18 protein-coding genes are annotated in these 18,583 nt (G+C 34.5%); 5 read left to right on the top strand and 13 right to left on the bottom strand.

The genetic code is table 11. From position 1 onward, the window contains the following. Window positions 1-68 precede the first annotated feature (68 nt). The 5 genes from GX311_07465 (at window position 69) to GX311_07445 (ending at window position 5,469) form a co-directional block, all read left to right on the top strand. On the top strand, window positions 69-2,075 hold the full coding sequence (locus tag GX311_07465; GenBank protein NLK16216.1) for a urocanate hydratase: 2,007 nt from the start codon (window positions 69-71) through the stop codon (window positions 2,073-2,075). 244 nt (window positions 2,076-2,319) lie between these two features. After that, the gene (locus GX311_07460) at window positions 2,320-4,377 is read left to right on the top strand and encodes an acetate--CoA ligase family protein (GenBank protein NLK16215.1); all 2,058 of its coding nucleotides are present in this window, start codon (window positions 2,320-2,322) and stop codon (window positions 4,375-4,377) included. A 55-nt stretch (window positions 4,378-4,432) separates the two neighbouring features. Then, window positions 4,433-4,624, top strand: a complete 192-nt coding sequence (locus GX311_07455) for a hypothetical protein (GenBank protein ID NLK16214.1) — start codon at window positions 4,433-4,435, stop codon at window positions 4,622-4,624. Between the two features lie 48 nt (window positions 4,625-4,672). Then, complete coding sequence (locus GX311_07450) at window positions 4,673-4,951, top strand: hypothetical protein (protein ID NLK16213.1); 279 nt, start codon at window positions 4,673-4,675, stop codon at window positions 4,949-4,951. Between the two features lie 104 nt (window positions 4,952-5,055). After that, window positions 5,056-5,469, top strand: coding sequence for a hypothetical protein (locus tag GX311_07445; protein NLK16212.1), 414 nt, complete (start codon window positions 5,056-5,058; stop codon window positions 5,467-5,469). Window positions 5,470-5,649: 180 nt separating this feature from the next. Here GX311_07445 and GX311_07440 read toward each other — a convergent pair whose 3' ends face one another. From GX311_07440 to GX311_07380, 13 genes are all read right to left on the bottom strand, one after another. Further along, window positions 5,650-5,913, bottom strand: coding sequence for a hypothetical protein (locus tag GX311_07440; GenBank protein ID NLK16211.1), 264 nt, complete (start codon window positions 5,911-5,913; stop codon window positions 5,650-5,652). A gap of 562 nt (window positions 5,914-6,475) precedes the next feature. Continuing rightward, complete coding sequence (locus GX311_07435) at window positions 6,476-7,264, bottom strand: hypothetical protein (GenBank protein ID NLK16210.1); 789 nt, start codon at window positions 7,262-7,264, stop codon at window positions 6,476-6,478. Window positions 7,265-7,477: 213 nt separating this feature from the next. Continuing rightward, window positions 7,478-8,032: a hypothetical protein gene (locus GX311_07430; protein NLK16209.1), complete on the bottom strand. Its 555-nt coding sequence runs from the start codon at window positions 8,030-8,032 to the stop codon at window positions 7,478-7,480. A 127-nt stretch (window positions 8,033-8,159) separates the two neighbouring features. Further along, window positions 8,160-10,229, bottom strand: coding sequence for a T9SS type A sorting domain-containing protein (locus GX311_07425; GenBank protein ID NLK16208.1), 2,070 nt, complete (start codon window positions 10,227-10,229; stop codon window positions 8,160-8,162). A gap of 162 nt (window positions 10,230-10,391) precedes the next feature. Further along, window positions 10,392-11,951, bottom strand: a complete 1,560-nt coding sequence (locus GX311_07420; protein NLK16207.1) for a PQQ-binding-like beta-propeller repeat protein — start codon at window positions 11,949-11,951, stop codon at window positions 10,392-10,394. A 212-nt stretch (window positions 11,952-12,163) separates the two neighbouring features. After that, window positions 12,164-13,006, bottom strand: coding sequence for a radical SAM protein (locus GX311_07415; protein NLK16206.1), 843 nt, complete (start codon window positions 13,004-13,006; stop codon window positions 12,164-12,166). After that, window positions 13,006-14,121, bottom strand: a complete 1,116-nt coding sequence (locus tag GX311_07410) for a radical SAM protein (protein NLK16205.1) — start codon at window positions 14,119-14,121, stop codon at window positions 13,006-13,008. The genes GX311_07415 and GX311_07410 overlap by 1 nt, the downstream gene beginning before the upstream one ends. A 1-nt stretch (window position 14,122) precedes the next feature. Then, window positions 14,123-14,779 carry a hypothetical protein gene (locus GX311_07405; protein ID NLK16204.1) on the bottom strand — a complete coding sequence of 219 codons (657 nt, stop codon included), beginning with the start codon at window positions 14,777-14,779 and terminating at the stop codon, window positions 14,123-14,125. An 11-nt stretch (window positions 14,780-14,790) separates the two neighbouring features. Then, window positions 14,791-15,861, bottom strand: coding sequence for a hypothetical protein (locus GX311_07400; GenBank protein ID NLK16203.1), 1,071 nt, complete (start codon window positions 15,859-15,861; stop codon window positions 14,791-14,793). After that, a complete protein-coding gene (locus tag GX311_07395) occupies window positions 15,861-16,628 on the bottom strand; it encodes a class I SAM-dependent methyltransferase (GenBank protein NLK16202.1) in 768 nt (255 codons plus the stop codon). Before GX311_07395 ends, GX311_07400 begins: the two co-directional genes overlap by 1 nt. Beyond that, window positions 16,618-17,166: a hypothetical protein gene (locus tag GX311_07390; GenBank protein NLK16201.1), complete on the bottom strand. Its 549-nt coding sequence runs from the start codon at window positions 17,164-17,166 to the stop codon at window positions 16,618-16,620. Before GX311_07390 ends, GX311_07395 begins: the two co-directional genes overlap by 11 nt. A 277-nt stretch (window positions 17,167-17,443) precedes the next feature. After that, window positions 17,444-17,806 (bottom strand): hypothetical protein, encoded by a 363-nt coding sequence (locus tag GX311_07385; GenBank protein NLK16200.1) that lies wholly within the window; start codon window positions 17,804-17,806, stop codon window positions 17,444-17,446. 19 nt (window positions 17,807-17,825) lie between these two features. Next, window positions 17,826-18,410, bottom strand: a complete 585-nt coding sequence (locus tag GX311_07380) for a hypothetical protein (protein ID NLK16199.1) — start codon at window positions 18,408-18,410, stop codon at window positions 17,826-17,828. Between the last annotated feature and the right edge of the window lie 173 nt (window positions 18,411-18,583).

Here is an 18,583-nt window from a genome sequence, read left to right as displayed (position 1 = left end):
ATTCCTCTCATTAAAAACAAGCAATATTTTTTGTAAATTTGTATTTCGAAAATTAAAATATATATCATATGAAGACTAAATCATTCAAAGAACAAATTCTTGAAGGAATTCCCAGTGAGTTGCCTTCGCCAAAACCGTATGATCCGACTATTAATCACGCTCCTAAGCGCAAAGAAATCTTAACTAAGGAGGAAAAAAAACTTGCTATAAGGAATGCTTTACGATATTTCAACCCAAAACATCATGCAATTTTGGCTCCCGAATTTGCCGACGAACTTGCAAAGTACGGACGTATCTATATGTACAGGTTTATGCCTGATTATAAGATGTATGCTCGACCAATTGAGGAGTATCCAGGAAAAAGTTTGCAAGCAAAAGCCATTATGTTGATGATACAAAACAACTTAGATCATGCTGTGGCTCAACACCCCTGTGAATTAATTACTTATGGCGGTAATGGAGCAGTATTTCAAAACTGGGCTCAATACTTGCTTACAATGAAGTACTTAGCCGAGATGACAGACGAGCAAACTTTAGTTATGTATTCGGGACACCCAATGGGGTTATTTCCATCGCACAAAGATGCTCCACGTGTTGTAGTCTCTAATGGCATGATGATTCCAAACTATTCAAAACCAGATGATTGGGAAAGATATAATGCACTTGGAGTTACTCAGTATGGACAAATGACAGCAGGTTCGTATATGTACATTGGACCGCAAGGAATTGTTCACGGAACCACAATCACAGTTCTTAACGCAGGTAGAAAAATTGCAAAAAATAACGAATCACTAGCTGGCAAGTTGTTCGTTACAAGTGGTTTAGGTGGCATGAGCGGCGCTCAGCCAAAAGCAGGAAATATTGCAGGAGTAATATCGGTTACGGCAGAAATTAACCCCAAAGCCGTACACACGCGACATTCTCAAGGTTGGGTTGACGAAGTAATCGACAACTTGGACACTTTGGTTGCTCGTGTACGCAAAGCAAAAGAGAACAAAGAGGTTGTCTCTATTGCATATCAAGGCAATGTGGTTGATGTTTGGGAACGTTTTGATAAAGAGAATATTTATATTGATTTGGGTAGCGACCAAACCTCGTTGCACAATCCTTATGCGGGCGGATATTATCCGATAGGCTTGACATTGGAAGAGTCGAACGAGATGATGGCTAAAAACCCCGAAAAGTTTAAAGAGAAAGTATTCGAGTCGCTACGCCGACACGCTGCTGCTATAAATAAACATACAGCTAAAGGGACTTATTGGTTCGATTATGGCAATGCGTTTTTATTAATGGCAAGCCGTGCAGGTGCCGATGTTATGGCTGAAGATGGAATAAATTTCCGCTATCCCTCTTATGTTCAGGATATTATGGGACCAATGTGTTTTGATTACGGTTTTGGTCCATTCCGTTGGGTGTGCTGTAGCGGAAAAGCGAGCGATTTAGATAAAACCGACCAAATAGCAGCCAAGGTGCTTGACGATTTACGCAAAACTTCTCCCAATGAAATATCGCAACAAATGGCTGATAATATCCAGTGGATACATGGAGCAAAACAAAACAAGTTAGTAGTTGGTTCGCAAGCGCGTATTTTATATGCCGACAGTGAAGGGCGTATTCGCATTGCCGAAGCTTTCAACAAAGCAATTAAGGCTGGCGAGATAGGTCCCGTTGTTCTCGGGCGCGACCACCACGATGTCTCCGGAACGGACTCGCCATATCGCGAAACATCAAATATTTACGACGGTTCGAGATATACTGCCGATATGGCTATTCAAAACGTTATTGGCGACTCGTTCCGAGGAGCTACTTGGGTATCAATACATAACGGTGGTGGAGTAGGTTGGGGCGAAGTTATAAATGGTGGTTTTGGTATGCTTTTAGACGGTTCAGACGATGCCAACAGACGTCTGAAATCAATGCTGTTTTGGGATGTTAATAATGGTATATCCCGTCGCAGCTGGGCAAGAAACGAAGGAGCCGTGTTTGCAATTAAACGCGCAATGAAGCAACAGCCTCTGTTAAAGGTTACTATCCCACAGTTTGCTGATGATAAGTTGATTGATAAACTGTTTTAAAACATATTGTAATTTTCAATAATAAAGGGGCTGTCTGTAAAAGCGGATAGCCCTTTTTAATTATGAGTTGTTTTGAAAGGTAAAAGGAGCAAGGCGGTATACTTGGTCGCTGAGCGGAGTCTAAGTGAAATTCGCAATCCGAAGATCTTTTCACGTCATAAGTTAAAATAAAAGGCAGTCAGTTTCAATCCATTTTTTTATCTTTGTAAAACAAAAATTTTCTGCAAAAATTAAAAAATACATTATGATACACGAAAAACTACTTAACCCCAAGAGCATTGTGGTAATAGGAGGCTCTGACGACGTTTATAAACCCGGCGGTAAGGTTTTAAAAAACTTGATTGAAAGTAACTTTAAAGGTGACGTTTATGTTGTTAATCCTAAGATGGATAGCGTACAAGGGGTCAAATCTTTTCGAGATGTTAAAGATTTACCGCAAGTCGATTTGGCAATTCTTGCTATAGCAGCTAAATTTTGCCTTAGCTCTGTTGAGGTATTGGCTAATGAAAAAGGGACGCGCGGTTTTATTATCCTCTCAGCTGGATTTAGTGAGGAAAACGAACAAGGCGCAATATTAGAAAAGAAGATAGTTGAAGTTATCGACAAGGTAGGCGGGAGTCTAATAGGTCCAAACTGCGTTGGTCTGTTGAACACAAACTACTGCGGAAATTTCACCACACCTATTCCAAAACTCGACCCACAAGGAGTTGATTTTATTTCTGGTTCAGGTGCAACTTCCGTATTTATTATAGAATCGGGTGTACCTAAAGGGTTGAAATTCAATAGTGTGTATTCTGTTGGAAACTCTGCTCAAATAGGAGTGGAAGATGTAATCAAATACCTTGACGAAACATACGTTGAGGGCAAATCATCGAAAGTAAAACTGCTTTATGTCGAAAGTATCGACAAACCTGATGTATTGCTAAAACACGCATCTTCTTTAGTGAGAAAGGGTTGTAAGATTGCTGCAATAAAATCGGGAGGCTCAGAAGCGGGAAGCCGCGCAGCTTCGTCTCATACAGGAGCTTTAGCAAGTAGCGATTTAGCAGTAGAATCACTTTTCCGTAAAGCAGGAATAGTTCGCTGCAATGGACGAGAGGAGTTGGTTACTGTTGCGTCTGTTTTTATGCACCCTGAACCAAAAGGCAAAAACATTGCAATCATCACACACGCAGGAGGTCCGGCAGTTATGCTAACCGATGCGTTGAGTAATGGCGGTTTGGAAGTTCCTCATATCGAGGGAAAGAAAGCTGACGAGTTGCTTTCAAAACTGTTTGGAGGGTCATCTGTAGCTAACCCAATTGACTTTCTGGCAACAGGAACAGCCGAACAGTTAGGATATATACTTGACGCATGCGAAAACGATTTCGACAATATCGATGCAATGGCTGTAATATTTGGAAGTCCCGGACTATTCCCCGTTCACGATGTGTATGACGTGTTGTATAAAAAAATGCAAACATGCAAAAAACCTATTTACCCGATATTGCCATCTGTCGTTAATGTAAAAGAGGAGATAGATGCGTTTATTGCAAAAGGTTGTATTAACTTCCCCGAAGAGGTAACTTTTGGTAACGCCCTGTGTAAAGTTTATAATACACCAAAACCACAAGCCGAAGAAGATAAAGGCATTGCGGTTGACAAAAAAGCTATTAGAGCAGTTGTCGATAAAGCCGATAACGGTTATTTGTCACCAGCCGATGTTCAGAAACTCCTCGATGCCGCAGGCATTGCACGTGCAGGTGAGGCTGTTGTAACAAATCGCGATGATGCCGGTAAAAAAGCCGCAGAGCTTGGATTCCCGGTGGTTATGAAAGTTGTGGGACCTGTACACAAGTCAGATGTTGGCGGTGTTGTTCTAGATGTTAAGAACGTTGAGACTGTACAAGCCGAGTTCGACAGAATGATTAAAATTAAAGATACCACGGCAATCCTTATTCAGCCGATGTTAAGCGGAACCGAACTTTTTGTCGGTGCTAAACGTGAAGATAAGTTTGGACATATGGTTTTATGTGGTATGGGAGGTATTTTTATTGAGGTATTGAAAGATGTTCAAAGTGATATCACACCAGTTACTGAAAAAGATGCTCTCGGAATGATTAGAAGGCTTCGCAGTTACCAAATTTTTAAAGGTGTGCGCGGTCAGGATCCAATCAGCGAAACTAAATTTGCAAATATTATTGCACGAGTAGGAGCCTTGTGTCAGGTAGCACCAGAGATATTTGAAATGGACTTAAATCCATTGTTAGGTAAAGGTGATAAAATTGTTGCTGTTGATGCGAGAATTAGAATTGAAAAGTAAAACTTTCATTAATAGTTAGGATAAAAATATCGAAGTATAAAATAGTTAGTTTAATATGCGAAGAATAGGTAAATTTTTCAATGATACTTGGAAAAAGCTTTCGCCCACCGAACGATCTTTCATCATCTCGATATTAATTCTTATAGTAGTGATCTTGTTACGCTTTTCTTACGTTAAAAAAGAGGCACAACGCGGATTTAATACTTGGTTTGGAGGGGATAAAACAGAAAAAACGGTATCAGAATAACTTGTTAAGAGTTAAGTAGTGAAAAAACAATAAAAATATAATAGTCAAATGTTTGTAAATCAAGAAGTAAAAAGTCAAATAGCACGTGAGCAGAAATATGCTCGCCAATTTATTATTGCGATAGTAATGATACTATTGGTGTCGTTTAATATAGGTTTATACATGGTTGTAAGGCTAAAAGAGATGGGTATGTCACTGCCGAACTCTTATATTATACAAGCAGTTTTTATTCCCGCAATGTTGGCATTAATGGCGATATATTATTTCAGATTGCACCGTAAGAATATTAAGAGGATACGTGAAGAGGCTGATACTGAAAAAGAGTAGGATTGGTCACTTCGATATTCATGATTATAGCCTTATAATTGTGAATAATGATTTGTTCAGTCGTTTTTATCCTTATAGAAAAAACGATTAAAAAAGTCAAAGATATGCAGAGGTTTTTATTGATTTTAGTGGGTGTTTTAACAGTAAGCACTTTTATTTCGTGCGAAAAAGAAAAACCCAAAGAGGAAATCAATTATTCCAAGTTAATCGTAGGAACGTGGCAAGTAACACATATCGAACGCGATAGTGTGATGGTAGATATTACACAACCACCATATTCAACGTCAATCGGATACACATCTGCCACCTTTAGTAGTGGTGGAGCTTATTCAAGTGAAGGATTTTTTGCTACTGGAAATGGTACATACACAATTCAGGGTAACATCATAATGACTTTTATTGAAGGTGAGGAGAATTACAGTTATGAAATTATATCAATAACCAAAACTGATGGAACTATGGAAGCAGGTATGACAGGAAGTTTTACTACTATTAAGTTTAAATGCAAGAAAATTTAAAGATTGCAGCAATTTAAAACCAATGTCTGAAAAATTAGCTATTAACGGATGGGGATTTGCGTTCGGGCGGGTTGGCGGGACGAAGTCCTGTCAAAACAAGACGAACGCGGTGTGGAATACAAACTTCCTTGTTTGCACGTCACCCGCCTGACGCAAAACCCGTGTTACAGGCAGGTTTTATTATCTCGTTAGTTCTATCCATACCTTCATTTTTTCGGGTAGTAAGTGTGTTTGTTCATATAAAAATTTTCGGATTTCGTCTGGGTCAACAGTTTTGATATTTGGTTTTGGTGTTCCGTGATATTGCCCCGATGTAGCAAATAAAAAAATGTCAGTGTCAAGTTTGTCGTAATCGTCAATGTTTAAAGGTGTCCAACCGCTTTTTACTTGCACAACCGCACTCTTTTCTGTTTGTCTGTGTTTAAGTTCAAATTCGTAAGTCATTGTGTCGTCTTTGCATGAACTTGGAATAATGTGATAGTCTTGCTTAACTTGTAAATAAATTGCCAAAGCATCTTCGCAACTGTCAGTTGATAATAGTTAAAAAATATCTTCTCCAGCTAAGTTGTCAACTTCGTAAAATGATTTTCCTACTTTTTGATTGTATGCGATTTGTGAGAAATAATACACTGTATCATCGTCAATTACTTGAACTGTCCTTGCTGGTCTAAAACTGCTAACAACTTTTCCTGGAACTGCTTCTTCTGTTCCGATTTTATGCCATTCGCATTTGCGAACATTTACGATGTCAGCTTTTGAACAGTCTTCGTCTGTGTCATAATACCAATCACTTAAAATTCGCCCTAAAAAATAATTTCCAGACCAATCTCGTGTTCAAATTAAGTCGTCAACTTGTATTCTGTTTTTGATCTCATTTACTATACTAAAATCCGTGTCGGGCACAAATGAATAGTCCAATCCATAATTCCCTTTTTTGCACTTTCATTAATCTCAATTTGAACATGATTAAGGTCAGAGTCTGCTTTATCAATATTATCTTGATTTACTAAAAGTCCACCCAAACAATTTCTTTTTTCCAATCATCTTTTCCTTGATAGTAATCTTTAAACAATTGGATTGTTGCCTCTTTTGAGAGTACCTTTTCAGCAGAAAATTGTTTCCCATTTTCTTTATACTGAATATCAAAATTACCATCGGAAAAGGCAGCTTGAATAAAATCTTCTTTGTTATTCAGAATAATAAAGAAATTATCTTCATCAAGGCTGTTGATACATTCAACTATTTTTGCTTCACTCACTTTATCAAAAGTATCACCATTTGCCAACTCAACTGAGAAGTTTGTTTCTGTTTTTGATTCTTTTTTCGTTTCATCAACGGGTATGGTTTTGCTCAATTGTTCAAATTCTTCTTTTGTTAAACCGCCTAAGCCACTACCCACAAAAACCCAGCTTTTTCCATTATCTAAGCTTGATAAAAGGACTGCATAAATTTGGTCTGGTTCCGCATCAGCGTAATATGCTGTAGCTAAAACCATTTTTTTACCCATCATATTTTCAATTTCGTAGCGTACCTCTTTTATAGTGCCATCCCATTCATCAATAGCTTTTGCATCTTTTTGTACGCTTTTATCTTCGAAATAACTTTTCGAGATAGCATGTTTCATAATTCCTGAGGCATTCTTCTTAAGCAATTCAACGTCTTTGTTTTTATACGCTTCCAACACCTCTTTAGCTACTTCTTCAACTGTATTTTCAGCCTGTGAACATGCGACTAGTGTAAACAGACTAAAAATAACAATCACAATCGGCGAATTGATTTTTTTAAGTGTTTTCATTTCTTAATCTCCTATATTTTTTAGTTATGATTATTAATGTTAACGTTTTCGGGCTTTGCGTTCGGGTGGGTTTCGGAGCACAAAACTGTCAACCTGCACTAAACTTGATACGAAGCACAAAGGTCCAGGTTTGCAAGCCACCACGCCTGACGCAAAACCCGTGTTACAGACAGTCCTGTCTTGACGTAAGTTTATTATTTTCAGTTTCATATCTTATCCCCATCCGTGATATACCTGAAAGCACGCTTTTTTTGTTTTTAAATTATAGTATAGATAAACCTTGCTTACTTTTAATTCTGTTTGAGCCTTTTTATTATTTCCTTCCCCCTTGTAAAACCATGTTATCGAATCTTTCAGATAATTTTTTCCTATTGAACTATAAATATTATAGTCTGCATTGCTAAATTCGTCCGAATGAATTTCATCGAATTCTTTTTGAGTCACACTGTCAAGCTCTAATATTTCAATTATTTGTCTTATTTGATTTTCAGTAGCAGTGAAGTCATGCAGAAAAATTCGATAGGGTGCAATATTTTTAGTTTGCTCAACAGTTATTTCTAAGCCTTGCTGATTAAAAAAGTTTTGAATATTTTTTTGTTCAAGTTTTAAACTTTCTCTATTATCGAGGTAACTTGTTTGGTTTTCTCGCTGTCCGTTCTTCATATTACATGCCATCAAAATAACTCCAAGGAAAATCGTCATTATGAGATAAGGTTTTCTCTGAATTGATCTTTGAGATACAAATTGAATAATTGTTTTTTTAGTCATAGCAATTCATATTAAGTTGTTTATAATCTTTTTTTAAGCATTGGCTATAACAGATGCGAGGTACAAAACTTTAAATTTGCAACTCACCCCACCTGACGCAAAACCCGTGTTATAGGCTGGCAGTTTTTCATCTGTTAATTAATAATTTTGTTGTCTGAACTTTTTTGTCAAACTGAATAAACACAATATATGCTCCACATTTTATTCCAGAAATATTAATTTCATTACTTGAATTTAAGCTTCCTGACATTACTTCTTTTCCAATCATATCTGTAATTTTAAATCTTGCATTATTAGAATTAGTCGCAACATGAATATAATCAGAAGCTGGGTTAGGATAAATTTTTAATGATTTATCAAATTGTTGATATTCTTGAACATTCAAATGAAAATCAGCAATGCTATGTTTCCAAATTCCATTTCCATATGTTCCAACGTACAAAGTGTCATTTAAAATCTTTATTGAACTTGTGTTTAAATTCTTTAACCCATTATTAATTGCAACCCAATTCTGGCCAAAATCATTTGTAGCGAAAACCCCATAATCACTAGTTACAAATAGATTAGAACCGCTGTTTGCAAAGTCGCGAATCGAATAATTTGTAACTAACCCATTATTTGCATAAGTCCAATTGTTTCCGTTGTCAAAGCTAACATACATCCCATGAACACTAATATACGTAAATAACGCACTATCGCAATTGGCTAGAGCAAGTGGTTCTCCTATGGGTAATCCATTATTTGACAACACCCAATTTTGTGTATTATCAAGCATTATAAGCTGTCCATTGCCACATGCCGCTGCGTAAGGAATAGCGTTATTTATAATAAAATCGTTAAACATATTACAATATTGCGAAGGAAGACTGATGTCCGTCCAACTTAATCCTAAATTGTCAGTATAGCACATTTTTTCATCTTCATAGGCATAAAGCCTACCATTTTTACAGTAAATCCGATAAGGATCGTCACGGGCAAACGGAACGGGAGTGAATAAGTTATTCCAGGTAATACCATTGTCTGAACTAAAAACGATAAAGGGATTATCATATGGCCATGACGGGGTATTATATTCAACTGAAAGGAAGACCGTGTCGTGCATCGAAGCTAAAGAACCAAACATTTCGTAAGTAACAACCGGAGAAATATCTATCCAGTTTCCATTTAAATTAAGCTTATATACTTTGCTTTCGTCATTTGAAATTATGTTGTTGTTAGTTACAGCCATTGACCTTATTGATGAACATATCATTCCCAGCTCATTTTTATGCCATTGGCAACTTTGAAAACAAAAGACACCGTCTGTATTCGTTCCGCAAAGCAATGTGGAGTCATAGTTTGCAAGTACGTTTATTTTTAAATCAGACAACCCTACATTTAATGAACTCCAATGGACACAATTATCTAAAGAATAGTAAACACCATTACCGGTTGTGCCAATGTACATGCCAAAATTATAAGCCAGTATTGTTGAAATATTTGAAGGAGCCGTGTAAACCAAATTCCAGCTATTTCCATAATCCGCACTTCTGTATAAGCTGTTTGAGATTGCTGTGTATAAGGTATCATTAAATTCTTTTACGAATGTCACAACAGATAATGGAAGACCTGAATTTACACTTATCCAATTATTAAGATTTGTATTATTTTTATACACACCTTTTTTTGTGCCACAGAAAATATAGTTGCTTAACACTTCAATATCCGTCACTTTAGTTTGATAATATGTCCCTATCCATGGATTCCAAAGGGTATCAGTAGGTAATCCGATATTATAAGAATTCCATGTATTACCATAGTCATTTGATTTTAAAAAGCCTTGTGTTTCATTACCTAAATATAGACAGGAGTCAGAATTAGCCAATGAATTAGCTGGTATTGAATTTATATTTACAATAGGATTATTGGGGTTGGTTAAGTCAATTAATTGTACGCCCCCATACATGCTTCCAACAAATAAGCTGTCGCCCTTTTTTGTATAACATGAAAAACTTAATGTTGAATTCAATGTCCAATTGTCAGAAATTTGATTTTTAGAAAAGTATCCACAATTTGTAGAAGTTAATAACAATGAATCATCTTCAACTATGGCTATAACATTTGTGCTGCCATATGGCCCATCGGTTTGAATCCACTGCGAATAACAATAATTTACTTGTGTGAGGAGTGCTATTGTCAAAATTAAAACTGTTTTCATATACTGTCGTTTTTTACTGCTTGCCTATAACGGATGGCGGTATGAAAAGTTGCCGATTGCGGGCGATTTCCTGTCAAGTTACACAAAAGTTGAAGCGGGCTACAACCGTTGAATAACCTACTGTACCGGCAATTTTTTATACCGCATGTTAGGGCTCGTAATTTATTCATTTTTAATCAATTCATTCAAATCAATTGTTATAAAACTCTTGTCTTGTCTGTCATATAAAGTATTACCAATCAAGAAGGCATTAGAGGACGCATCAATTTCAGCAATTTTCTGTCCTGTATTATTAATAACCAAAGTCTTTTTATCTTTTGCAATAAACTTAAAGTCCTTTGTTCTCAGATAATAAATACTTATATCAGCGTATTCTACTGTTTTTGAGATATTTAATTCGCTGTCGATTGCGAATATTTTACCTTGACTTGTAAAAACAAATACTTTGGTGGAATCAGATTGTGGAAGACTCATTAAATCTCCATTTTGATTTGCGATAAATACTTGATTACCTACAAAATATTTTAGTTCTCCAACATTGTCTTTCGGGAAGTTTTTTTCAGTAATCAAATTTCCTGTTTCCATTGAATACTTTGAAATTTTGTTTTTAAATACTAAAAAGATTTCACCATTTTGAATCTGATAACTGAGAATAGGGTCGTCTTTTACATTTATTAATGTTAAGAATATCTGTTTTCCAGTCTGTCTATCAAATGCCGCAAAGAAGGGCTTGCCAAAATCTAATTCTCTATAACCCATAAATGCCATTCCCTTATTAATCATAAATACTACGCTATCATTCATGAAGATAGTAGATTTACTTGCTAAGTCATTTGAAAATGGGAACTTCCATATTGTTTCACCTGATTGTTTGTCGATTTTAGCAAGTTGTTCTTTTGATGCAAGATATATACTGGAACTGTCAGCTATAGTATTAGATACCAAATCTCTTACTAAATTGTGACCTGTTGACATAACAAAAGTCCCTGTTAGTAAACCTAAACCAACTCCAACTGCATTTGCAACGGCCGTTCCCGTATAATCTTTTTTCCCTGTAATTGTATTGTAATCCCAGCCTTTCCCAGTTTTTATATTTATTGAATGTAATCCAGCAGCAACCACAATCATAGTTGAATCATTTGTGTAAAACACATCATTCCAACCATACTCTCGATTTAAATCTCTTTTCCATAAAACATTACCATTTTTTAAATCAATTCCTTCTAGTTCATTCGAATATCCAGTCGAACTTTTGAATTTATAGCCGATTCCAATATTATCAATTGGGTCAACGAAGTAGATATTGTTTTTAACTTCCCAAAGTTCATTCCCTGTATTAATATCAAGACAATAACTCTTATTGGCAACAGTATAAATCATTGTTTTACTGAATTGCTGTAAACTGCTCGATTGGTAAGCAATCTTTTTACTCCATATTACCTTTTGATTTTTTATGTCATATTGGACAATATTTCCAGTATTTTTAAGCCATTTCCCATTCTTGCTTAACCCTCTAAGTTGAGCAGTTAAAAATCCCGTTGTTGTATCAAGAAAAGCTTCATGAATCCTATCAGAAAACACATATTCAACTCCTTTAATGACAAAGCTATCAACAAGGCTTTTTCCCATTACTTTCTCATTTGTCAACACTTGAATTTGATTCTTTTGGCTAAATCCAGTAATCGTAATTAAAAGTGAAAGTCCTAATAATATTTTTCTCATAATCATTTATTTAATTGCTATCGGTGTCTTTTTTATTATGTGCTCTAACGGTTCGCGGCTTTGCGTAGTGGCGGATTTTAGCACTAAAGTTCAGTCGAAGAACCGCACTTGAACCTACCACTAAACTGTCATACGAAATACTGCACCCGCTATTACGCAAAACCGCTGTTGGCGGTTAGTGCTATTATTCTGTTGTCGCTCTACCTGTACATTTAGTATGTGTTTGTATAATTTGAATAGTGGTTTGAGTTTAATAATTCGTCAATTTGCTGAAAGTTTATTTCATTAAAGTCGCTTATGTTGCCTACAAGTATATCATCAAAACCGTCACCAATATTTACAATATTAAGGTCACCATTTTGATATATAAAAGCGTAAGCGTTTCTTCGTGATTCGTTAGAAGAAAAAACAATTTTCATTTTTGTTGATACACTTGTTTTTATTAAAGTCGAAAAATCAAAAAATTCTTTGTCGGATATGTAAAGAGATTTTTCATTTTTCTTGTTTTTCCTTCGTGGTGTATATTGATATATTTTCCAAGTGTCAAAACATTTTGAATTATCCTGAAGGACATTTCCAACTTCAATTATTTCTTGAATATTTTTTTGAGTTACAAGAGTTCCTATTTTGATTTTCAAATTTGAGTGTTTGCTTTTTAATTCTGAGGCGGTTGCAATTATTTTAGAAACTGGATAATTGTCTGTTCGCATTATGTGGTTTATTTCGGGTGTAATTCCGTCTATTGGTAGGGAAATCCAATCACAATACGGGGCAACTTCAAAAAGTTTCTCTTTATATCTTCCGTGACTTGAAATAACAATCCTGTAGTTTAAATGTTTTAGATATTTTACAAGTTCAACAATTCTATTGTACATCAACGGTTCGCCACCAGATATTACAATATTCTCAACGCCTTTATTTCTGAATTTATAAAGTGCGTTTTTCCATACTTGCAAATCAATTTCAACCTCACGCTTTTTTACTTTTGGACCAAAGCAAAACGGACAATTCAAGTTGCAAATTGTTGTTGGTTCTATGTCTAACGTTTTAATCATTAGGATTTAAAAGGTTCTAAAATATCCGGGGCGGTTGGACAATATCTGTAAGGGTGAAAACCGAACTTCTTTATTGATGTCTTTAATTTTTCTTTGTGATTCATAATGTTTTCTTCAAAATTATTCAACAACATCTTATTCATTTCACTATATCGGCAAACTATACTATCGCAATTAGAAATAATTTTTCCTTTTGGTAAAAATTCTTCCTGTTTTAGAAATTCTGACCTACCAAACAAATGACAACAGGGAAACTTTTTTGATTGATTGCCTATTGATTGAATGTATTGAGTAATTAAACACTGTAAAGAACTATTTGCAGAAGTATAAGTTTGAACCCAAAATTCTGTTTCATTCCAATTCATTTCAACACAATAAGAATGCAGAATTTTCATGCTTTCAATTGCACGTTCTTTTTCAAAAGTATGAATATGCTTAAACTGGACAAAATCAACATTGAGATTACAAGCAAGTTTGTTTATATCTTCAATTTGGGATTTACTAAAATTGATATTGTTTATTGAATCAACAACAAAACTGATTCCAATTGCTGGCGTAAATTGGTTGCTTCTTAATTTCATTAAAGTTTTAATGTTGTTTATTATTTTAGAGTAACTTATTTTGTTGGTATCGTGCAATTTGGAATGAGAAATCTCATTCGTTGCGTCTAACGATACTCTAACAAAAGCTAAATCTGTGATTGAAAAATCACTATCAAATAAATTGCTTAATAAATGTCCGTTTGTAATTATTCCAACCGATATTTCATTTTCAATTAGAAATTTGCAAACGCTTTTGTTATCAAATTCGCTACTTGCAAAATAAATTTCTTTATACAATAAAGGTTCTCCGCCACCCGAAAAAACAACTGACTTACCGCCTGAATTACAAAAAGTGGTCAAGTAATTTTTCAAATATGTTAAGGGGATTTTTTTATCGTGTCTAAAGTCGGCTGTGAAACACCATTCGCAATTATGATTGCAATAATCTATTGGGTCTATTTCTACTTGATAAATATGTGGTGTGTTTTCAATGTCATAAAGCAACAGATTTTCTGGAATCAGTTGTGATGCAGATATTTTGCTAACGATATTATTTCCGTGTTTATAGTCCACCTTAATCTATAAGATTTTTAAATGCCGTCCGACCTTCAGGCGTGGTCAAGTTAACCGTTGTTTTCTTCGGAAGTTTTTTTGCGGTTACATAGACAGGTTTTTCTCTTAAATTACTATACACAATCCCAATATATTTGTTGGGAAGTTCATCGGTTAGCGAAAATGTCAACTTACTTGTTCCAAATACTTTTTTTTCAGTATTTTCTATGGTTGTAATGGTAAAAGGATATTCTAAAATATGATTTGCATATTCAGAAGAATGTGATTGAAAAGTCGCTGTAAATTTACCGTCCTTATCGTATGATTCTCCAGTTACCTTATAATGTCCATTTTCGTATGAAATATAAACTTTACTATAAATAACAGGTTTTTCATTCAATGAATCGGTAGCTAACTTTTGTATCCAAAGACCTTCAAGAAAGTCCTTGCCAAGCAACATCTTTCGTAATCGCTGACTTCTATCAATGATATTGGTTATAACCCAATTGAAAAACGATATTATAATAAACAATGCGACAGTAACGGCAAAGACAATCCATAACTCTTTTTTAGTATCTACACCTAAAAACTGTTTAAGGAAATAGGCCGATGAAACACCAATTACACCAGAAGCTGCGGCTTTGGTAATTTCTAAGAATTTTTCAATCTTTTTAAGCATAAGCGTTTGTTTTAAGTTAATTTTCTACTGCTGTATTTTCCAGTTTCGGAAACTTCGAGTCTTAAATTTTCAAGTTTTAGCAAAAGGTTTATTGGCGTTTCATTTGTTGATTCATCAATATTTATGGATTCTTTTTTTACCAACAAATTAATAAGTTCTTTGGTGGTGGATAATAAAGAATTAGAATTATCCAATCTTACTGAATCTAATTTTATCAATGATTCCATTAAAACAACTCTCCAACTGTAATATGGATAATCAAAGTTGGTGTTTTTTTTATCTGTTTTTTCGAAAATTAAATTTAGTGAGTTCAATGAAGATGAATCATAATTCCAATAATCGTGACTTGTAAGCTCTCCCTTTATTTTCTCAAATGCAGGTAGAAACTTTAAGTATGCTTCTTTTATCAAGTTATGCCTTAATCTATCAAAATCAATTTGCGACTTGTTGATGTCTGGATAATTTCTCGCTTGAAAAGATTCGTGTATTTCTTCTACGGTAATTGATAAGTTGTCTATTAAATTCTTATTGTTTTCAATATAAGAAATTTGTCCTTTCGTTGTCGGAATAAATACTTCATTATGATACAAAATGAAGTTAATCACATTAAGAATTGATTTTACACAAAAGTAGTTTTTAATCTGTGTATTAGTTGTGTCGTTTAGGCACAACTGATTATACCACAATAACTCAATCATATTGTTAAACACTAATTGCTGACTGAAACCAATAGTGTTTATTTGTGGTAAAAGAGAATTTAATTCTGTGCCGAAAATATGCTGTGAATGCAGTAAATCATAGCCCCACGATTTAAGTTTTGATTGGAATAATGGTAATTCTTCTATTGTTCTTATTCTAAAGCCAATTTTTTCGGCTGGTATAATATCTTTCAATTCTTCTTTTAGCTTATGTCTATGAATTGAAATATTTTCAAATGTTAGATTGTCTTTGGTAAGTCCAAATAAATCAACATCGCTGAAAGCATTGTCTTCATTTAATGAACGACTTCCTACTAAATAAAATCCCTGCAAGTCGGAATGTTCATACCAATTATGTAATTTGCTTTTTAAAATATTTACCATTATGTGATTACTTTAGCATTTTGTTTAACATTCAAAAAATATATTTCTAAGTTAAATGAATATTCAATATATCCCGACTTTTCATAATGATTGAATATGCTTTCTACTTCTTCCATATATTCATTATGTAGTTTATCATTTTGAGTTGTAGCGTATGATGATGATAACATACTATTTACAAATTCAGCTTTAGATAACTTTTGCGTTATGGTATCAATAATGTTGTGTTGTATGACATTGGGATAAAATAATCTATTGAAAGAAACCAAACCTATTTGTGTTCTTTCTTGCTGTTGTTGCTTATCTCTAAAAGTAGAAAATAGGTTTTGGATTTTTTGAGTAACTTCTTGCTTAATATTCCAATGATACCAAACGAACGCCATTTTTCCGTTGGGTTTTAGAATCCTATAAAACTCTTCTTTTGCTTTTGTTGGATTGAATAAATGAAATGATTGTGCCGCAATAATTAAATCGAACTTGTTTTTTGACAAACCTGTGTTTTCAGCCGATTTTTTTACCAATATAAAGTTTGGGTTTGCGTGAAATTTCTTTTGTAAAAAAACCTGCATTTCTTCATCTTGTTCAACTCCATATACACAGTTTCCATTTTCCAATAGTAAACCTGTTAATTTTCCAGTTCCGCTTCCAAATTCAGCAACTAAATCGTTATTCTTTAAAAGATTTTGTCCTTTTAGAAATGTGACTAAACTGTAAGGATAGTTTGGTCTGTATAAGTCGTAATATGTTGATTTATTCTTAAACATCATTTTTACTATTACGATAAGATTCTATTTTACTAAAAATGATTTTTAAGTTTTCTTTCATCATTGTTTCGTTGTTGTTTAACAATGAAACCAAAATTGCATTAGCACATTTTGCTGTAAGATTGTCCGCTAATCCTTCATTATATCTGTCTTCAGTATATCCAATTGCAGTAGAAATATTGTCTTTCCCTATCGGGAAAGGTGTGTCCCAAATTTTTTCTTTTGCACGGTTTAATAAATCTTCTAACGATGCAATGAGATAGAAAACTAAAATTGGCTGTTTGTAATTTGATAAAAGTTCAAAAAGTCTTTCGCCTAATACCCCAACCCCCGTAAGTTCTATTATTTGAAATTTAGTTTTGAGGTCAATCGCTTCAATAAATTTGTCTTTACAATAGTTTTCTTTCTCTGTTGTTCCGTCACCGTGTTTTTTTCTTATCACATCAATTGAAACAAACTCTGCTTCTTTATACTGTTCAAGAATTTTTTGAGCTATGGTAGTTTTGCCCGCCCCGATGTTACCTATAAGTATAATTTTCATTGAATGACATTAGAGTATTTGTGGTTTAATCATATTTGTTAATTGATTTTACTTTCTTTTTATTGAAATGTTAATCGTCTGTTCGTGTCGCTGTCAAAGCATTACCGCCAACGTTCCTACGCTTTGCGTTCGTGCGGGTTTTCGGAGCACAAAACTGTCAACCCAGCACAAAAGCCCAATTGAAAAACTGAACTTGAATGTAAGCACGTCACCCCGCATGACGCACAACGTGTGTTAGCGGTAGTTTTATTTATGTCCGTAAATATATATTCAAACATTACACTCTGTCTTGTTCTAAAAATTCTTTGAGCCCAAGGTCTGATTGTCCTGTTGAAAGTGCTGGTCTTGCATAAGCGGCATACTTTGCATATTTAGCATATCTAGCATACTTAGCGTATTTCGCAGGTGTCGCATAAGTAGCACTAGGACATTTTTTCCGAATGTAACCAACCCTATAACCACTATTGTCATAGATAATGCCATCAATAAACCAACCGATATGTTTGCCGCGCCAACCGTAAATTTTACTGTCATATACATAACAAACTGCGTGACCGTCCCATAAATAAATAGCATCATCATTGTCTGATGATATGTAAGCAATTGGTCTTCCGCTTTTATCATAAAGTGTTGTTTCCATTTTCAAATATTTTGTTAATTTATTTATTTGCAGGTCTTGGTTTACTTATTAGATTTTTTATTTCTAATTGTAGACTGTCAATTCTTACTCTTAAATTTCTATTTTCAAATTTTAAAGTTTCAGTCACGTTTTCTGCTTCTTTAATTTTTGTTTCAGTTTGCATTATTTCTCTATCTTTTTCTAGTTTACCAAAGTAATTCCCAATTCCAAAAACAAGTAAAATAACAAACACTGCCCCACTTATTATTTCTGCATTACCAAAATGGTTTAGAAAATTTTTGTTGTTAGGATTTCTATAAACACCATTTAACTCAATGTACTTTATAGCATATAAAATCAAATCTTTGAAATTCTGTTTTTTCGATTCATCGTAAACGTGGTCTGTGAAAATTCCAATGACTCCTTCTGGTACATATGTTTCTTTTCTTGTAAAAAAGAGTTTGTCAAGTCTTTGAGATATTGAAGAATTTTCGCCAATGTATAAGTTAATAGTGTCTTTTAATGCAGCCTTCCAAGTGTTGCCTTCTTGAACATTTGTAACAGAGTCAATGTCACTCAAATGTTTATTTAATGATGCTATTGCTTTTTTCGATTTACTACTCATTATTTTTTCTTTTTGATTTTCTTGTTGGGGTCACAAAAATTACCGCTAACGCCAGGCTGTATGCGGTCGGCCGGGGCATTTCTGCCAGTTACGAAAGTTTCAGGCCAAACGCTGGTGACTAGGGAGAACGAAACCTGCAATATGATATGGGGCCCCGGCTGCCGTATACAGCT

This window comes from Bacteroidales bacterium, assembly GCA_012519055.1.
GTDB lineage: Bacteria > Bacteroidota > Bacteroidia > Bacteroidales > Salinivirgaceae > JAAYQU01.
Note: the sequence above shows the minus strand (reverse complement) of the source record. Positions and strands in the feature narration are given on the sequence as shown.